The 17311-nt window shown below is 54.1% G+C and carries 14 protein-coding genes; 8 read left to right on the top strand and 6 right to left on the bottom strand.

Features of this window, described 5'->3' with window-relative positions; all coding sequences use genetic code 11:
• Positions 1-46: 46 nt before the first annotated feature.
• Both ABD920_RS09305 and ABD920_RS09300 read left to right on the top strand, forming a co-directional pair.
• The gene (locus tag ABD920_RS09305) at positions 47-571 is read left to right on the top strand and encodes a GreA/GreB family elongation factor (RefSeq protein ID WP_345158504.1); all 525 of its coding nucleotides are present in this window, start codon (positions 47-49) and stop codon (positions 569-571) included.
• A 385-nt stretch (positions 572-956) separates the two neighbouring features.
• Positions 957-2075 carry a hypothetical protein gene (locus ABD920_RS09300; RefSeq protein ID WP_345158503.1) on the top strand — a complete coding sequence of 373 codons (1119 nt, stop codon included), beginning with the start codon at positions 957-959 and terminating at the stop codon, positions 2073-2075.
• A gap of 23 nt (positions 2076-2098) precedes the next feature.
• Here ABD920_RS09300 and ABD920_RS09295 read toward each other — a convergent pair whose 3' ends face one another.
• From ABD920_RS09295 to ABD920_RS09280, 4 genes are all read right to left on the bottom strand, one after another.
• Positions 2099-5500, bottom strand: a complete 3402-nt coding sequence (locus ABD920_RS09295) for a sensor histidine kinase (protein ID WP_345158502.1) — start codon at positions 5498-5500, stop codon at positions 2099-2101.
• A gap of 232 nt (positions 5501-5732) precedes the next feature.
• Positions 5733-6335: a hypothetical protein gene (locus tag ABD920_RS09290; protein WP_345158522.1), complete on the bottom strand. Its 603-nt coding sequence runs from the start codon at positions 6333-6335 to the stop codon at positions 5733-5735.
• A gap of 165 nt (positions 6336-6500) precedes the next feature.
• On the bottom strand, positions 6501-7613 hold the full coding sequence (locus ABD920_RS09285) for an acyloxyacyl hydrolase (protein WP_345158501.1): 1113 nt from the start codon (positions 7611-7613) through the stop codon (positions 6501-6503).
• A 324-nt stretch (positions 7614-7937) separates the two neighbouring features.
• Positions 7938-9425 (bottom strand): glycoside hydrolase 5 family protein, encoded by a 1488-nt coding sequence (locus tag ABD920_RS09280; RefSeq protein ID WP_345158499.1) that lies wholly within the window; start codon positions 9423-9425, stop codon positions 7938-7940.
• A gap of 123 nt (positions 9426-9548) precedes the next feature.
• Between ABD920_RS09280 and ABD920_RS09275 the strand changes: the two genes are divergently transcribed.
• Both ABD920_RS09275 and ABD920_RS09270 read left to right on the top strand, forming a co-directional pair.
• On the top strand, positions 9549-10385 hold the full coding sequence (locus ABD920_RS09275; protein ID WP_345158498.1) for a DUF8091 domain-containing protein: 837 nt from the start codon (positions 9549-9551) through the stop codon (positions 10383-10385).
• Positions 10386-10509: 124 nt separating this feature from the next.
• The gene (locus tag ABD920_RS09270; protein WP_345158497.1) at positions 10510-10983 is read left to right on the top strand and encodes a hypothetical protein; all 474 of its coding nucleotides are present in this window, start codon (positions 10510-10512) and stop codon (positions 10981-10983) included.
• A gap of 4 nt (positions 10984-10987) precedes the next feature.
• Here the strand turns inward: ABD920_RS09270 and ABD920_RS09265 are convergent, their stop codons facing one another.
• Positions 10988-11884, bottom strand: coding sequence for a sulfotransferase domain-containing protein (locus ABD920_RS09265; protein ID WP_345158495.1), 897 nt, complete (start codon positions 11882-11884; stop codon positions 10988-10990).
• 136 nt (positions 11885-12020) lie between these two features.
• Here ABD920_RS09265 and cysC point away from each other — a divergent pair, with 136 nt between their 5' ends.
• From cysC to ABD920_RS09245, 4 genes are all read left to right on the top strand, one after another.
• On the top strand, positions 12021-12671 hold the full coding sequence (cysC, locus tag ABD920_RS09260; protein ID WP_345158494.1) for an adenylyl-sulfate kinase: 651 nt from the start codon (positions 12021-12023) through the stop codon (positions 12669-12671).
• 9 nt (positions 12672-12680) lie between these two features.
• Positions 12681-13511: a 3'(2'),5'-bisphosphate nucleotidase CysQ gene (cysQ, locus tag ABD920_RS09255; RefSeq protein WP_345158492.1), complete on the top strand. Its 831-nt coding sequence runs from the start codon at positions 12681-12683 to the stop codon at positions 13509-13511.
• A gap of 247 nt (positions 13512-13758) precedes the next feature.
• On the top strand, positions 13759-15057 hold the full coding sequence (locus tag ABD920_RS09250; protein ID WP_345158491.1) for an LVIVD repeat-containing protein: 1299 nt from the start codon (positions 13759-13761) through the stop codon (positions 15055-15057).
• Positions 15057-15638, top strand: coding sequence for a hypothetical protein (locus ABD920_RS09245; protein ID WP_345158489.1), 582 nt, complete (start codon positions 15057-15059; stop codon positions 15636-15638). The genes ABD920_RS09250 and ABD920_RS09245 overlap by 1 nt, the downstream gene beginning before the upstream one ends.
• Positions 15639-15942: 304 nt before the next feature.
• Here the strand turns inward: ABD920_RS09245 and ABD920_RS09240 are convergent, their stop codons facing one another.
• Complete coding sequence (locus ABD920_RS09240; protein ID WP_345158488.1) at positions 15943-17301, bottom strand: glycoside hydrolase family 140 protein; 1359 nt, start codon at positions 17299-17301, stop codon at positions 15943-15945.
• Positions 17302-17311: the final 10 nt, after the last annotated feature.

The following is a 17311-nucleotide window of genomic DNA, read 5'->3' as shown; positions in this document are numbered from 1 at the left end:
GGTTGGATAGGGAAACCCCGCGCGCGCTGCTTCGTTTAGCAAGAGCATGAGCCGAGCTTTTGTAAAAGAAAACGATGCAGGCGAGCCGCCCATCATTCCGCCACGGGCCGCGCTGCCCCCTGGTGCCACCAATTACGTTACCCCAACCGGGCTGGAACAACTCCGGGCGGAACTAAGCGCACTTGAGGAAGAACGGGCAAAGGTAGAGGCGAACCACGAAGACGAAGCTAACCGCACCCGGCAACTTACCATCCTGAACGCACAACTGAAAGCCCTTACGCAACGCCTGACAACTGCAAAAGTAATCGACCCACGCACGCAGCCTGCTGATGAAGTGCGTTTCGGAGCTACAGTGACACTATTAACCCGCAGTGGAGGTCGCCCCGGCACAAAACGCACCTTTACCATCGTAGGAGTAGATGAAGCATCGGTTGCAGCAGGTAAAGTAGCCTTTGTAGCACCTATCGCCCGCGCGGTAATCGGTGCGCGTGTTGGGCAAACGGTGAAACTGCCCATGGGCGGAAAAGAGGAAACACTGGAAATAGCAGCGCTAACCTATGACAGGGCTTAGGCCTTTCCCATGCCCATTTCTTTCCCAAGCAAACATCTAAGTACTAACCTTCTTCTCCCCTCCACCCCCTTTTCAGCGGCAGGTACATTTCATTATATTGCTACTTATTTCATTCACAATACTTCTGAAGGCTGACTTTTTGCGGCAAGTATTGGCAAGCAGCCTATATATAAGCCATATAGGATTGGCACTGCTGCGTGAAAATGTGATGGATAAATTAAAAACTATGATGTTTAGCTATTCCCGAAGTAATACTAACTAAATTAGCGATTTCACAGGATGTTTTATATATAATCAGCAGTATTTCGCTTCAGCAGCAAGCACAGTTAGGAAGGACATTTGATGCGACACCGTGCTGATACCTTTTTAGCGATACCCACCCTATATGACTGACACAGCCCCTAATCCTTTTTTCCAGGAGCCCCGGAGCTTTGCCGAGGTAAAGCAGGAGCTGCTACCAATTTATTTTGAAAAATGGTGCGGCAGTCGTATGGCAACCGCCGACGAGCCTCTGCTGTTCGTGGACCTGCATGCAGCTGCAGGGCAAGAACAGCAGGCACAACAGGCTGCGCCACCGGTGCTACAAAGGCTACTCCGCAGCACGCTAAAAACCAAAGGCCTGCCTGGGTTGCTGCGGTTCTTTCTAAATGATTCTGCAAAAGCCGGGCTGGCAGGAATCCTTGAAGGTTTGGAGCAGTTGCCAGCTTGTGAAGAACTCAGCGAGAAGCCTTTACTGCTCAGTAATTTTGAGAACCGGGCGCTGCTGAATGAAACCCTTGCAAGCGGCTTTCCTGCGCTCCTTTTTATGGACCCGTTCAGTTATGGCTTTGCACAGGAGATGCTGCTACAGGCCTGTAATGCCTCACGATCAGACCTGCTCCTGTTGCTGAGCCCTGCCTCAATTTTGAGGGCTTTCACAGGCCGAAAAGTCAGTCAGACACTTGTAGAACTATTTGAAGACCGGCTTTCTCTGATTACCGCTTTCTGCAGGAAAGAAAAGCACCCTGGCCGCAGGCAGGAGTATATCCTGCAGCACCTTCAAAGCCTGCTTCGGGAAAAAAGCCTGTATACGCTCCTGTTCACGATAAATCAACCGGGCACGGATAGCCCAAGCCACTACGTCCTGTTTTGCTCACCCGACGTGGCCGTTTATGATGATTTTAAACTGACAGTGCTGCCATATAGCGGATACCAACCGGATGGGGTGCCGCTATTTTTAGCAAATCAGGGGCCGCAACACCAGCTGTCGTTGTTTGAGTATCGCCCGGCATATGCTGTTGCGCAGCTTGTTGATGAACTGGCATCCGGCCAGGCACAATGGAAATTTAAATCCGTGGGAAAGATATATGAGCTGCACAGCCCTAACACACCGTATATACCCGATAACTACCTGGCCGCCTTTGAACTGCTCCGCGACCGGGAAAAGGTGGTGCTGCTAAATGGCAAAACTATGCAGACAGTCAGGAAACCGTCCCTCACTTCCGTGGTTAAATACATCAGTTGATTAGCAGGAAGCACTTTACCTGCTTAGGCTTCAACGGGTTGAAGCGAGGAATTAACAGTGACAGGCAGCTGAATAATAAAGGCCGTATACTCCCCTTCTGCCGTCTCTACCCGCAAATCCCCCCCATGCCCTTTGGCAATGATGTCGTAACTGAGCGAGAGGCCTAACCCTGTGCCGCTGCCAGTTGGCTTGGTGGTAAAGAAAGGCTGAAAGATTTTGTTCTTGACCTTGTCGGGCATCCCGATACCATTGTCGCGCACCACAATCTCCACAAACTCGTCCCGGCGGCAGGTGCTAACCTCCACCTTCGGCTCATAGCCGGCACCCATTAGTTTCTGCTTTTGCTGCACCGCGTAAAAAGCGTTGCTGAATAAGTTAAGAAGCACCCTCCCCAGTTCCTGTGGGATTACGGCTACCTTTTCCAGCGTCGTGTCATAATTGGTTTGGATCGTGACGCTGAATGATTTGTTTTTGGTGCGCAAACCATGGTATGACAGCTGCAAGTACTCGTTCGTCAGGGCATTCAGATCGGTTAGCTCCCGCTGTCCACTGCTGCTGCGGGAGTGCAGCAGCATGCCTTTCACGATACTGTCGGCGCGCTGCCCATGGTAGATGATCTTCTCCAGGTTTTGCCTGAGCATGCCCGTGATAGACTTTGCTTCGCTTTCCTCCTTGTCCGGCAGCTCGTGCTGCAATTCCTCAGTTAATTCTGCGCTCACCTCTGCAAAATTGTTGATGAAGTTGAGGGGATTCTGAATCTCGTGCGCGATGCCTGCCGTCAGTTCTCCAAGCGAGGCCAGCTTCTCCTGCTGAACCAGTTTGGCCTGCGTCTGCTTTAGCTCTTTATAAGCCCGCTCGATTTCGCGCGCCTGCGCCAGTTCACGCCCCCTCGCCCGGTAGCGCTCCCGCGCAACCAGTCGCTGACGCTGTAGCCGGTTGAAGACAAGTCCCAGTGTCAGCAGCAGGACACCATAGATAACATATGCCCACCAGGTGTTCCACCAGTGAGGGTTCACCCGGATAGCCAGGGTCCTCTCAGCCCACAAATCATCGCTATTCGAGGCCCGCACACGGAAGATATAATTACCCGGAGGCACATTGTAATACGAAGCTGTACGTTCTGTCTTGGCAGCGCGCCAGTCGTGGTCGTAATTCTCTAGCTTAAAGAGATACTTGTTCTGCTCGGGGTTGTTAAAGTGTATCCCGGTAAAGTCAATAGAGAAAACGTTCTCCCCCGGGTCGAGCCGGATGGAGCCGGTCTCGCTCAATGGCGCTTTCAAGGGGCTGCGTTTACCCGGTAGCACGGGCTTATCAAACACGCGCAACCCGGTAAAGGCAATTTGCGGTGGATGGTCGTTCGGGCGCCACTGCTGCGGGAAGAAGGCGTAATAGCCTGTACTGCTTCCAAAGTAAAGCATCCCGTCTAGCCCTTTGTAACTCGCCAGGAAGGACAGCGACTTCGGCAGCACGCCATACGGCTCGCTCAGCAACTGGACATTGCCACGCTGCCTGTTTAGCTTCAGGAGACCTTGCATCGTGTTAAACCACAGGTTCTGCTGGTCATCTTCCACCACCCCTCTTGCATTGATCGCGGTTTCGTTCAGGTCAATGGGAAAAGGCAGAAAGGTGTCTTCCGACTCTTCGTAGCGGTATATCCCGGCATTTTCTGAAGCCACCCACAGCGCGCCGGCAGCATCTTTGTAGAGCTGGGATATGTTACTGCCTAACAGGTATTTTTTTGAGTGGGAGGTTTTTGTGTCGAAGTAGTTTATACCTCCCGCATGGTGTGTACCCAGCCACAGGCATCCTTTTTCACCTTCCAGAATAGAGGTGATCGAATTATGGCTTAAGGTCAGGAGATTATTGGGGTCCTGCCTGTAATGTATAAAAACTCCTTTTTTCCGATCCAGCCTGTCTACACCTGTTCCTGTCGCGATCCATAGATTAGACATACTGTCTTCCAGGATGGAGTAAATAGAACCGCCGCTCAAACTCGATTCATCGTTATTGTCGTGTTTATAACTGATAAAGGTGCGGGTCTGCAGATTAAAACGGCTGAGGTAGCCATGGTCAATTTTACTGCTTGCGTGCCCCAGCCAGAAATGTCCCTGACTATCTTTGTAAATAGTGGAGACGGTGTCAGCGCCTATACCGGAGGGGTCTGTGGGGTCATAACTGTACTGCACTTGCTCCCCACTCTGCTTGTGGCGGACAATCAGACCGTTGGATGTGCCCAGCAGCATATAGCCGGAAGGATCTTCATAAAAACTGCGGACGATAGTGCCTGTCTCAACGTACGGGATGCGGTAGCGCTCCGGGTCAACGCGGTATAGGTTTCCGTTGGCCGTCCCGAACCAAAGCGTGCCCTCGTGCGTGGTGTATACAGACCAGATGTTATTATCATCCAGACCTGTTGTCTTGGCGGAGCTCTTCTGGTACTGCTTTACTTTCCCGGTTTTAGGGTCATACCTGTTCAGGCCGCTGTCGTACGTCCCGATCCAAACAGCTCCGGCGTGGTCCTCGTGGATGATGATCACGCCGTCGTTCTGCCTGGCCTTATCCACATACGGGCGGCTTAACTTATCCAGGTGCTGCGGGTCGTAGGGCAGGCGCTCGAAGGTGCCCTTTTTCCGGTCCATGCGGTGCAGCCCATCGCCGAAGGTGCCCACCCACAACGTGCCCCTGCTGTCTTCATGGATGGCGCGCACCCAGTTGGAGAAGAGCGTGTTCGGGTCTTCAGGGTCGTGCTTGAAGCGTTCGAATATTCCTTTGTCTGGGTCAAAGCGGTTGAGCCCGCCTTCTTCTGGCTTCGATTCCCAGGGGCTGCCGGTCCCCACCCATATGGCTCCCTGCCTGTCCTGGTAAAGGGCTCTCACCTTGTTGTCGCTGATGCTTTGTGGGTTTGCCGGGTCGTGGGCGTAGCGGGTGAAGGTGCCGGTTTCTGGGTGAAAGCGGTTCAGGCCTTTATGGGTGCCTACCCAGATGTTGCCATCGCTGTCTTCCAGCAGGGCGGTCACCACATCGTCGCTTAGGCTGTGAGGCATCAGCGGGTTGTGGCGGTAATGTTTGAATTCGCCCGTTTTCGGGTCAAACCGGTCGAGGCCCTTAGTCCAGACGCCTATCCAAATAATGCCGTTCCTATCCGCCAGCACGCATTCCAGGCGGTTATCGCCCAGCGAATTCTCATCAAACCTGTTGTTTATATAGGTTACCTGCTCATAGCCGTCGTACCGGTGCAGGCCTGAGTGCGTCGCCAGCCACAGAAAACCCTGCTTGTCCTGCGACATCCCGGCGATCAGCCCCAGGCTGTTCCCCTGCGACGGGGGCACTTTTACAAACGTCAGATCCTGCGCCTGCAGGCAGCTGACACAGATCATCCAAAAAAACAGAAAGGCTAAAAAGGGTCTGTCGGAACAGGAATGCATGGCATTACGAATTGACATTGAAGCGCAACTTGCTGCCTAAGCAAGGGGCTTTGCTACACATCAGGGCAAAACGAAACTAACTGGCCCCGCCTGTTATCTTTTTTGCCAGGCGGGATACAGTACCGAAAAGCTGTGAACACCTTCGACAGAATTCTGTGACCAGGTTTGAAGCAAGTCAATGGCAGGCACAAACCCTGTTTTAAAAGCTTTAAACCTGCCTATCGTGTCATACCTATTCCGTTGCCTTCTCCTTCGGTGGGCTGATCATGATATGGGCCCCATGGGTGCCAGGGTGCATGATCCAGGGCATGGCAGGTGCCTCTGGCTTCAGCGGAAGGCCGGTGCTCTCGGCGGTGGCATAGGGTATATAGACCACATACCGCAGGTAGCCGTCTTTTACCTCTCCCGTTTCGGGGTTCACCTGGTCATCCTCTGCCGTATAAACAAAGAGCGTGGAGGCTTGTTTCGGCATTTTTAGTTTCCCGCTCTTCGCTTCCTGCTCCCGGGTGTCAAAAATTTCCTTCGAGGCCTTGCCAGCCTTCTTCAGCTCACGCCCCCGGGCCATAAACGGGTCCAGCTCACGGTGATAGCAGGAAACAGAGAAGCCCTTTTGATTCGGGTCATCCGCCAGGCAAACCATTTCATTTGTCCCTTTCCGCAACTCCACCAGTTCGCCTTTCTGGTTATATCCCAGCACGGTGGCATCTTTCTGCTTTTCTGAGGGAGCCGCCAGTAAAGCTGCTTTGATCTGTGCTTCGGGCGGGGGAGATGCTGTCTGGGCCCTCGAACTGAAGCCGGCTGAAAGCAATACTGCAAAGGCTGCAAAACTAATCATCTGCTTGGTGGAGAGGAGGCTTCCTGAAATGTTCATAGGATTACGGGATTTAGTATGGAATTTAATTAATTGTTATATTAATTCAAATTTTAGTGCTTGTTTTTATAGATACTTTGTCTCAAGAATACGGTCATGAATTTTTAGGATAGAACGGGGCACCGTCGATCACAGTTGCCAACCGGCACCCCACTCCACCACGTTTGCAGTGCGGGTGTGGGCCAGCAGCATCACACTGGCTGACATTCGATTGTAAATATTGTATTTCAAACCATAGCGCTGGTAATAATCGGGAAATAAACCGAGCGGCTGGTATATGTACCGCCCTAGCTGAACCACCACCGAGAGACGGTTCAGGTGGAGTTCATGGCCCACGGTAAGGCCCGCCATTCTCGCATCCAGGTCCTCATCCGGAACCGGCAGGCCCACATTGATGAACTCTTCCCGCAGCGCGGTGTCATAAAACCCATCGGCACCGAGCAGCAGGGCACTGGCATTGGATATTCTTCTGCTGCCATATACCGACAAATTATACACCGGGTGCTTCTCGTCTACCAGCAGGACTTCCTTTACCCCCACCCCGAGCCGTACGTTCAGGTGTGTGCTTTTGTCTGGTGCAGGAGGAGCTTCTTCGGGAGTAGGCTCCCGCATCACCTCCCGGTGCTGGAAACGCGCCCCAAGCCCCACCATCGGAAAGTTCATCCCGTTGTTCGGCTTGTTGAGCCCCCCGTTGGAGAAATGCCGGAAAGCCAGGTTCACGTTCAGGAACGTGTTCCGGCGAAGCGGGAACTCATACCGCAGCGTCGCGCGCAGCACGAAGGCAAGCGGACTGCCGATGGCTTTGTTTCCCTCATTTATTTCGGGTATATAATAGCGGGTGGAGTAGACCAGGCCGGTGCCAAGGTTTAAACGGAGGCTGTTCTTCCGGCCCTGCAGCAGCACGTTATCCAGGTAGGTAGTAAGTGTGAAAGCTTCTCCCAACTCGTCCGGCACCCCATAGTGATAATAGGAGAAGGCAAAGCCGATCTGTGGATACCTGTACAATACCTGCCACGGCTTGTCTCCGAGGGTATGCTGGTGAGCATATACCTCCACCCCGGTTGTATTGGTGAAACTAAGAGGCGGCAAATCGCTTTTGTAACGGAACAGCCCACCATAGTAGCCATTCACACCAAAGGACCAGGGATTATTCGCCTGAAGCGCAGTGATCTGGGCAACAGCATCAGGCTGGTAAAAACCCAGCACCAGCAGCACAGCCGCAGCTTGTATAGATTTGAACATCAAAAAAAACAACTGAACGAATAGCAATAGAAAATAAACCGGGTAGTAATAAAGAAGTAATGCTATGCCCTCGCTCGCCTCTGGCGAGTGTGAGTTATCAGGAGGCGTCCCGCCTCGTTTAACTATGTTATGATTGCTCAGCGGCCAGAGGCCGACCTATAGCTCACACTCGCCAGAGGCGACCTAGGGCAGCCGTAGCTGTATTTTTGAACCAGCATTACTTCTTTATCACTACCAATAAACCGAAGCACAGGCCTCAGAGATATATGCGAAGGTAGTTATTTTAGCGCCGGCTGATTCCTAAAAAGTCAGGATAGCAAGAGGCTACCGCTGTAACCGCACGGCAAGAGCCAGATCAGTTGCGACGGGCAGGCTTTTCAGCTGCAGTTTACCGCTTGAGGTGTGCTGCACCCTTTCAGTTGCAAGTACTTTTCCATCCCGGGTGTTCCAAAAGGTTACAGTATAGAATCCTGCCGCCATGTTGGGTATCGCAATGTCTACCTCCACTGGCGTGGCTTCGGGGTTCACTGTTTTTAGTTTTTTCTGAATTGTATCCGTGCGCAGCAGCCATACCACCGCCTGTTGCGCATCTGCGCAGGCAAAAACAGCTACGTTTGACTGGCTCACACGCACTTCTTCATTCAGGTTTTTCCGGCTGAAGTTTTTCCAGTCGATGAGCTGCACGAAAGCCGCCATGCTTTTCTGGGCGCGGCGCATGCCATGCGTCAAGGTGTGCGGGTGTCTGTTGGGCCAGCGCATGCCGCCGCCCGCCGCCCCGGACGCCAGGTGCGCCCATTGCATATGCCTGAAGTATTCATCGTCAAAATACTCCGGAAGTGTTTTATGCCTGTCTTTGAACAAATGGATAGGGCCGTGTTCGCTGTCAAAAAAAGGCCTGCTGCCCTGCAGGTGTTCCAGCGCCTCCCGCACCAGCCGACCGCTCACAAGCGCAGAGTCGACCGTGTTCTTCGGATAGTTGATGGTGGCTGCGTCATAAAAGTGGGTACTGGCAAAGTCGAGTTTCGGGTGCCTGAAAATCACTTCCGCCACAGCAGGGTGCTCCTGCAGCACCGGACCATACAACGACACCGTTTGCGGGTGGCTCCGCCCATATAGCCGTTGCTCCGTGTCCCGGACGTGCTGGCTCAGCTCATCTATAAAGCCGGCGAATATGTCTGTTCTACCGCCGGCGTGGGCAGGGTGTATTTCGTTCCAGAGGTCCCAGGCAAACAGCACCCCGCTCCCGCCCCATCGTTCGGCCGCAAAGCTGAGCCTATTTTTAATCGCCTGCAATGTTGCGGGGCACAGCAGCCACTCCGAACGCTTTTTGCAGGGTCCCCCGTTTTTGTGGTTGTAAGGGTGGTGCTTCCACCGGAGCCACATCCAGAACGTATCGACCGGGGTAAGCAGGATGCGGATGTTATAGCGGGCGCACAGATCAAAAAGATCATCCCAGAGCCTCACCATGTTTGGGGAGAACGTGCCGGCCGGCTTTTCGAAATACCGGTAGTCACCCTGCGCGTATTCCAGCATCAGCCGCAGGCAGGTAACGCCATGACCGGCCAGCCAAGCCAGGTGCCCCTCCACCTGCCGCAGGTTCTTACGCCGGAAAAGGCCGTCGAAGTCAGGCCAGGTGATGGCGTCGTTCTGCCCGATCGGTGTCCAGTTCTCCCCCTCCTCTGTTATAAAATAAGGTGCGCCTGGCGCCACCTGTATCCAGGGAAGGTCCTGTTTGAGTTCCTGCTTCGGCGGCAGCTTGCTTTTAACGGCAGACGCGTTCACCTTTGTTTGGTTTTTTACCTTCTCCAGCACGTTATAGCGTTTCTTTCTTTCTGCAAATATAGGTGGTAAGGATGCCGTGCAAATCGCAAAAGCTTTTAACACCAAGTGGAATACTACGGATTTTCGATGAAAAAAGCGTGCAGGAAAAACACTATGCTCAAATTCAATCTGCCCAATGGCCTTTTCCTGAGCAGCCATAACGGCTACCTTTGCTCCGCATATAACTTAAACTTAGGGATGGAAGAAGTGCAGGAAAAGAGCAAAGACCAGCGGAAAGGCATCAATATACAGAACGAGCGCTCTTTGCACGCCTCCCTGAAGCAGTGGTATGCGAAGCCGGAGGATCGCTTTGAGGTGCCTGTGGGAAGGTTTGTCATAGACCTTGTCCGGGGCGATCAGTTGGTGGAGATACAGACGCGCAATTTTTCGGCCATTCGCCACAAGCTGCATACCCTCGTCGAGACGCGGCGGGTGCATGTGCTGCACCCCATCACCCTGGAGAAATGGGTGCTGCAAGTGGATACTACCGGCACTAAAATAACTTCCCGAAGAAAGTCGCCTCACCGCGGCCACCTGACGGATCTGTTTGAAGAGCTGGTGCGCATCCCGGAGCTGCTGAAACACGAGAATTTCACGGTGGAGTTTCCGGTGATACGTGAAGAGGAAGTGCGCTGCCGCGACGGGAAAGGCAGCAAGCACCGGAATAGGGTCAGCATCAAAGACCGGAAGCTACTGGAAGTGATCAGCTCCCACCGCTTCGAAAACAGCGAAGACTTTCTGCAGTTCATCCCCCTTGGCATGCTGCAGCCTTTCTCCAACAAGTGCCTGGCAACTGCGCTGGGCCTGCCCCTGCACCGGTGCCGCCAGATCACCTACTGCCTCCGCAAAATGGGGACCATCGCTGCCGTTGGGAAAAAAGGGAATGAGTTGCTCTTCAGCACAAAGCAGGCTCTAGAGGTGGCCGCAGCCGGAGCATCCGAGCATATATAGCAAAGCTTTCAAAAGCGTTCACGGCACGTTAAGCAAAAACTTTATATATAGACCAGCCGTTTCAGAACCTTTGCTGGCACTTCCTGAGAAGCCAGCTACCGGATTTATATATAATGCCAGCTCCATGACTTCAAACTTAAGCACCGACACCCTCCTGAGAAAACAATTGGCTGAACTGCTGCACGGCGGCTTTGCCCCGAACGTGATCCTGCTGCGCGAGTTCCACCACGATAAAGCAGGCATACTTTTGGATGGCCTTCACTTCTCGGCCTGGGTGCTGCTGGGGCATATGCAGGCACGGCAGCAAACGCTGCTCCAGTTTATGAAATCCCCGGAACAGCATCCTGCCATTTGGCCCGAAGCGCACTGGCCGCAAAACCATACCCCGCAAAGCGAGCAGGAGTGGAACCAGGCCATTGACCGCTTCGAGTATGAGCTGAACGAGATGATCGCTTTGGTGCTGGACCCGAAAAATGATTTATTCAGGGTGCACAGCAACGGCAAAACTCTTTCCTGGGCAGCCATGACGGCCCTGCACCACAACGGCTACCACATCGGCCAGCTTAAAACGATGGGGCGGCAACTGGGGGTCTGGTAAATGTTCAGCGCTGGTACAACGGCTGCTGCGAAGCGATGATTTCCTGCTTCAGCTGCTCAAAATCCTGGTGCGGCGGCGCAGCGGCGTAGGTCATGGGCTGGTTTTTCGCTGTCGGGTAGTGCAGGAACCGGATCAGCGGCCCGGCGATCATATCGGCTTTTGCGACCTGCTCCTCCGTCAGCTGGTTCATCCAATAGCCGGACTTCCCTTTCCTGAGGTGCTTCGGGTTCTTCGCCCGGAGGGTGTCAAACCGCATCGCCTCCTGCAACTCCTCCCGCTGCGTCTCGCCCAGGTCAGTCTCCAGGTAAGCCAGCAGCCGCGCCAGCTCCTGCTGGAAATCCAGGAGGAAACCTTCGTAGAAAGCGATGTGGATGTTGTGGTGCCGGCTCAGGCGCAGGTGGTCGTACACGTGCCACACCCACTCCAGCAGCAGCTGCTCAAAATGCTTCTCCAGGTAGCGCTTCGGGTCCCGCTCCTCCTGAGGGTAATACTTCAGCATATAGGGTGAGGTGTAGTACCTGGCCGCTGAAATTGCCCGGTCGCGCGGATCCCGGATGATATAGACTTTCTTTCCGACCAGGTCCAGCAGTTCCGGGCTTCGCTTGCAGATGGGCGAGTGCGTCCATATATGATCGGTCTGGTTTATATAGGCCCTGATATCTTCCACCGGCATCCTGAATATACTGCTGATGCGGTAGCTGTACTGCAAATCGGTAATGTCAAGCACATCGATGCTGGCCTGGCTCGGGTAGTTCAGGTCCCAGGTTTTGGCCAGCTCATATATAGGCTGCCGCCTTATAAAGCTTTCGGGGTTTTGGCCGGTTTGGGAAAGGATATGCCGGATGATCTGGTAGAGCCAGAAGTTGCCGCACTTGGGCGCTCCGCCTTGCAGTATTTTCATTTTCTGAGGATTGTTTTCTGAGTACATCCAGACGGAAAGCGCCCTGCAAAGGTTAGGCGGGGTAACTTGATTGTGGTTTAACAGGTACAATGTGTAACAATCAGCCTACAGGCGCTATTCTAAAAACGCAGAAGAGATGAAGCACCTTTACCCTTTCTACTCCAAAGTGCGCCCTGAGCAGCGGAAGGACATGATGCAGCAGGAGCCCTGGCTCATCTGGCTCACCGGCCTGTCTGGCTCAGGTAAAAGCACACTGGCCGTGGGCCTCGAGCACTACCTGTTTCAAAAAGGCTACAAGGTGTACCTGCTCGATGGCGACAACATGCGCAGCGGCCTGAACAGTGACCTGGGTTTTACCAGGCAGGACCGAAAAGAAAACGTGCGGCGGGTAAGCGAAGTGGCCAAACTTATGCTGGATGCAGGCCTCGTGGTGATCGGGGCCTTTATTTCTCCTTATGAAGTAGAAAGGGCGCTGGTCAGGGAAACTGTCGGGTCCGACAGGTATACGGAGGTATATATAAACTGCCCGCTACAGGTATGTGAACAGCGTGATGTAAAAGGCCTGTATGACAAAGCGCAGCGCGGCCTTATCCCTGCCTTTACTGGCGTAAGTGCTCCCTACGAGGTTCCCGCAGCGCCGGATGTGATCGTAAAGACCGCTGAAGAATCCGTTGAAGACTCTTTGCGCAAGCTGATCGAAGTTGTGGAGCCCTTGTTGGTGAAGCAGCAGCAGGTTAAGCATAAACCGGATGTGCGGGGTATGGGCATTACCGGTGCAGCCTCTTAAGCAACCTGAATGAAAGTAAAACCACCCGATGCCCTGAGAAGGGATGATAAAATTGCCACACCAGCCTGCATAGATATGCTGCTGCAGACAGCGCGCCAGGCGGCCCTGGAAGCCGGCGCCGCCATCCAGGCCATATATGCCTGCGACGAGATAGAGGTGAACATCAAGCCGGACGATTCTCCCCTGACCAGAGCGGACAAAGCGGCGCACGACATCATCAGCAGGCATCTCGCCGCCACGGGATTGCCTGTGCTGTCGGAGGAAGGGGTGCACACGGCGTATGCGGTGAGGGCAACGTGGCCCTGGTACTGGCTGGTAGATCCGCTGGATGGCACAAAAGAATTCCTGAAAAGGAACGGTGAGTTTACGGTGAACATTGCGCTGATGCAACGCAACAGACCTGTAGCCGGAGTGGTTTTTGCCCCCTGCCTCTCTACGCTATACTATGGATCGAAACAGACAGGTATATATAAAGAGGAAGGAGAAAAACGGACGCAGCTGGCGCCGCTGCCGCACAGCGTTTCATTGGAGGCGCTGCTTCAAAAGGCAGCCGTCACGGTGGTAGCCTCCCGCTCGCACCGGACGCCGGAGACGGAGCGGTTCATAAACCAGTTCAGGAACGTGCGCCTGCTGTCCATGGGGAGTTCCCTGAAAATGATGCTCCTGGCAGAGGGAAAGGCCGACATCTACCCGCGCTTTGCCCCGACCATGGAATGGGACACAGCCGCCAGTCACGCGATCCTGATGGCACTGAATAGGGGGATTTACCTGCCTGACCTCAAAACAGAACTTATCTACAATAAGCAAGAGCTGTTGAATCCTTTCTTTGTGGCTTTATGATGCCGACTGCTCCCAAAAGTCCTCCATCAGATTCCCGCTCCTGCCCTTACCTGTCTGTTGCTTCCCTTTTTCCTGACATGGCTATATAGTGTCAGAATGCCCGAAGTCGCTGTTTCTGCCAACCCTCATTTCAAACTTATTTTCAATGGCTTACAACCATTTGCCGGTTTGCCGGGTCCTGCCTATAAGCGCCTATATGAATCTGCTATATAGATGCCATATAATCTTCACGGCTAAACCCTCTGTCATGAGAAACAGACCTTTACCTCCTCTTCAACGCGCGCTTATTGTGCTGCTGGCGCTGCTCCTCTGTGCCTGCTCCGACGATTGTGAGACCACGATCACCTATACCGTGCAGGAGCCGGTATATATGCTGCGGGCGGACCTGCGCGAGGCGGTACAGGTCACGCAGCCCCGAGTCCTGGAAAATCCCGGGAAGATATATGCCTTGGGGCATTATCTATTCGTGAACGAGGTGAACGAAGGCGTCCATGTCATTGACAATCAGGACCCCGCCTCGCCCCGGCTGCTTAGCTTCATACAGATTCCCGGTAACATTGACATGGCGGTGAAAGACAATATCCTGTATGCCGACAGCTATATCGACCTGGTGGCGCTGGATATCACGAATCCGCTGGATGTGAAGGAGGTGAAGCGCGTGGAGAATATCTTCCCGAGCTACGGCATGCTCGTCAGCGACACGTCCGCGGTTTTTGTCTCTGAATTCGTGCCCAAAACAGTTACCGAAGCCATCTCCTCCGACTGCGACACCAGGGGAAGAACGCATCAGCCTTTCCTTGATTTTACCGGTAGGGGCGCGTTCACGAATAGCGGTAATTCCGGCGCTGACGCCGGGGGAGGCGCGACAAACGGAAAGGGAGGGTCAATGGCCAGGTTTACAGTGGCCGGCAATCACCTCTACACCGTTAGCCTCTCGAACCTGCAGGTGTTTGATGTGAGCAGCGCCGCTGACCCCAAAACGGGCACCAGCATCCCCCTGGGATGGAACATCGAAACGATCTTCCCCTACCAGAACAAGCTTTTCATCGGCTCCAGCACCGGCATGCACATCTACGACAGCAGCAACCCGTCGAGCCCGGCGCTGCTCTCTATCTATGAGCACGTGCGTAGCTGTGACCCCGTGGTGGTGGAAGGCGACCTGGCCTGGGTGACGCTGCGGTCTGGCAATGCCTGCATGGGCTTCACCAACCAGCTCGAGGTGGTGGATATCAGCGATCCCCGAAGCCCTACCCTATTGAAGACATACCCGATGCTCAACCCGCATGGGTTAGGCATCGACGGGGAAGCGCTTTTCCTGTGCGAGGGCACGCACGGTTTAAAGGTTTTCAATATAAAAGATCATCTGGCGGTAGATCAGAACCTGCTCTCCCACTTTAAGGAACAGGACGCTTTTGACGTGATACCGCTTGGCGAAACTGTGCTTATGGTCGGGCAGGATGGGCTGTATCAGTACGACTACCGCGACCTAAGCAACGTAAAGCTCCTAAGTGTGATACCGGTACAACGAAAAACACCGGCGAGCTGATGAGGCGGAATTCACTCCTTCTCCTGCTCTGCCTGCTGCTCACCACACTTTGTCAGGCACAGTCCGACCAGGTAGACAAGCCCGCTGCAGGCAACCGGTATATGGGCCAGATAGAGTTGGGCTACCTCTACGGTAAAGTACATTATGCCAGTCAGAACACGGATGTTTCGGCGGCCTCCCCCACTGTCCAGGTATTCAACGGGTATCGTCTGGGCAGGGGCTTTGTGGTAGGCGCGTCTGTGGGCTTCGACTTCTATGATGATATCATGGTCACTCCTGTGGCACTTGGGGTACGGGGCGAGGTGCTGGATGCCCGCGTGAGTCCCACCTACAGCCTGGATGCCGGCTACGGCTCAACATTTCTGAGTGATGAGAGCGAGGAACAGAAGCTGGGCGGCGGCTGGCTGTTCAATCCCGCTGTCGGGCTCCGGGTGCGCACGGCAGAGAGCGGCAGCGCCTTCTCGTTTAACATCGGTTACAAAACCCAGCGCGTTTCCTCTCAAAGCAATTGGTGGAATAATTACATCGAGCAGAAAATAAACTACAGGCGTTTGTCACTCCGGATGGGTTTCATCTTCTGATGGCAGGCTTCTAACGCAGGTTGCGCTATATAAATCTGCTCTAAATCTTCTTGCTGAAAACCCACCCCCGCCCGTCCCAACGGGAATAAAAATTCGGTTTCTGGGTAAATTCCCTTCCAGTGGTTGACCCCCCTTTAAACGGAGGACCGGGGGTGGGGCATGTTTCGACATGGTAAGTATATCGAAAAAGGGGTCTCTATTCAGATGGTCTCCTGCTAAACGCCGACAGTGGCAGCGGGTAAATGCTCCGCTGCCACTGTCGGTCATATATGCAATCAATAAACTCTTTTTCTTGCCAACTCTCTTACGGTTTTGTATGCTGCGGTGGTTTATATCCCTTATTCACATCATCCAGCAGCAGCACCCAGTCATTATCCGGCCCGCTGGTAGGGGGTGTGAAGGTTCTACTTCCGGTGTTCTTGAATTTCCCGATAAAGGTAGAGGTGCCTGTGCGCGGGTTGTACCAGGAGGCGTTTACCTGCTTCCCGGAGATAATGCCCATGTTTACTTCGATGGGTTTGCCGGCTGTGCTATATATAAAGGCATAGTCTTCGCCCCGCGTAGCCTGGATGCGCTCTGTACCCGCATAGGCCTCCTGCACCAGTTGCTGGTCCGGCATACGCACCAGAAACGGCCTTGACTCTATCAGCGCGCGCACAAACGTCATCTGCCGCGCCCCCGGCAGGTCAAGCGACTCTTTCCAGGTTTTGGTTGGTCCGTTGATGCCTTCCCTGTTGGTGTCGTACATCTGCCAGATGTTGTGGCAGCCGTAAGTATGGCCATGGGCACCGGCAAACAAGTCCTGGTACGCTGCGCGCCGCACATCCCACGCCGCTGTATAGCCCTTCTCCTTTGCGTTGAAGCACATCGGGTGTTCTTCATAGATCGGCTCCCCGTCCATGGTGGGTTTAACGGGTTTCAGGTTGTAGTCGTGGGTGATTTTCTCATATACCTGCACATCGCGGCAGTGGCCGGTCTGGAACATGTTAAAGTCGAGCCAGGGGTCGTTGTGAAACCAGGTGGAGGAGCCGCCGTCTTCCTTCGGCTGGGGATGGAACGTCATCATCACGTTGTCCGCGTCACCGTCGCCTGCCCCGGCCACGATGCCCTCGGCCATGGCCCGCCAGATCGCCTCATCCTGCTCGTGGCGCGGCAAACGGTCGCCGCCCAAAACCCAGATAATGGGCTTGTCTTTGTAGCGGCGGCCAATGTACTCCCCATATACCCTCGCGTTCTCAGGAGTGAAAATCTCCGGCCCGACTCCCCAGCTGTTCTTGAAAATCTTGTCGCCCCAGGTAGGCAGCATGCCGATGGTCAGCCCCAGTTCCGCTGCCTTGTTCACGATGTAGTCCACGTGCTGGAAATAGGCATCATTGGGTTTGGTGGGGTCTTCGTTGTGCAGCGGCAGGTGCCCGTAAGGGTTCGGGTCGCGCAGGCCGTTGATCTCCGCCAGCGCCACCGCCTGTATCACGGTAAAGCCCTTTTCTGCCCGGTCTTTCAGATACATATCCGCCTCCTCGCGGTTCAGTCGGTGGAACAGCTCCCAGGCCGTATCGCCGAGGTAAAAGAACGGGGTTCCGTCTGCCTTTACCAGGTAACGCTGGTTGTCGCTCACGCGTAGATGCTGCGCCGCCGCCGGGATACTCAGTATTAAGCACGCCATCAAGATGCCC

The sequence above is a fragment of the Pontibacter saemangeumensis genome, assembly GCF_039541895.1.
GTDB classification, from domain to species: Bacteria; Bacteroidota; Bacteroidia; order Cytophagales; family Hymenobacteraceae; genus Pontibacter; species Pontibacter saemangeumensis.
Note: the sequence above shows the minus strand (reverse complement) of the source record. Positions and strands in the feature narration are given on the sequence as shown.

What these genes read in the sequence shown, in the direction of transcription:
- ABD920_RS09295 (WP_345158502.1), bottom strand. Translation starts at nt 5,500, where the DNA reads ATGCATTCCTGTTCCGACAGACCCTTTTTAGCCTTTCTGTTTTTTTGG.
- ABD920_RS09305 (WP_345158504.1), top strand. Translation starts at nt 47, where the DNA reads ATGAGCCGAGCTTTTGTAAAAGAAAACGATGCAGGCGAGCCGCCCATC.
- cysQ (WP_345158492.1), top strand. Translation starts at nt 12,681, where the DNA reads ATGAAAGTAAAACCACCCGATGCCCTGAGAAGGGATGATAAAATTGCC.
- ABD920_RS09265 (WP_345158495.1), bottom strand. Translation starts at nt 11,884, where the DNA reads ATGAAAATACTGCAAGGCGGAGCGCCCAAGTGCGGCAACTTCTGGCTC.
- ABD920_RS09250 (WP_345158491.1), top strand. Translation starts at nt 13,759, where the DNA reads ATGAGAAACAGACCTTTACCTCCTCTTCAACGCGCGCTTATTGTGCTG.
- ABD920_RS09290 (WP_345158522.1), bottom strand. Translation starts at nt 6,335, where the DNA reads ATGATTAGTTTTGCAGCCTTTGCAGTATTGCTTTCAGCCGGCTTCAGT.
- ABD920_RS09300 (WP_345158503.1), top strand. Translation starts at nt 957, where the DNA reads ATGACTGACACAGCCCCTAATCCTTTTTTCCAGGAGCCCCGGAGCTTT.
- ABD920_RS09245 (WP_345158489.1), top strand. Translation starts at nt 15,057, where the DNA reads ATGAGGCGGAATTCACTCCTTCTCCTGCTCTGCCTGCTGCTCACCACA.
- ABD920_RS09240 (WP_345158488.1), bottom strand. Translation starts at nt 17,301, where the DNA reads ATGGCGTGCTTAATACTGAGTATCCCGGCGGCGGCGCAGCATCTACGC.
- ABD920_RS09285 (WP_345158501.1), bottom strand. Translation starts at nt 7,613, where the DNA reads ATGTTCAAATCTATACAAGCTGCGGCTGTGCTGCTGGTGCTGGGTTTT.
- ABD920_RS09275 (WP_345158498.1), top strand. Translation starts at nt 9,549, where the DNA reads ATGCTCAAATTCAATCTGCCCAATGGCCTTTTCCTGAGCAGCCATAAC.
- ABD920_RS09270 (WP_345158497.1), top strand. Translation starts at nt 10,510, where the DNA reads ATGACTTCAAACTTAAGCACCGACACCCTCCTGAGAAAACAATTGGCT.
- cysC (WP_345158494.1), top strand. Translation starts at nt 12,021, where the DNA reads ATGAAGCACCTTTACCCTTTCTACTCCAAAGTGCGCCCTGAGCAGCGG.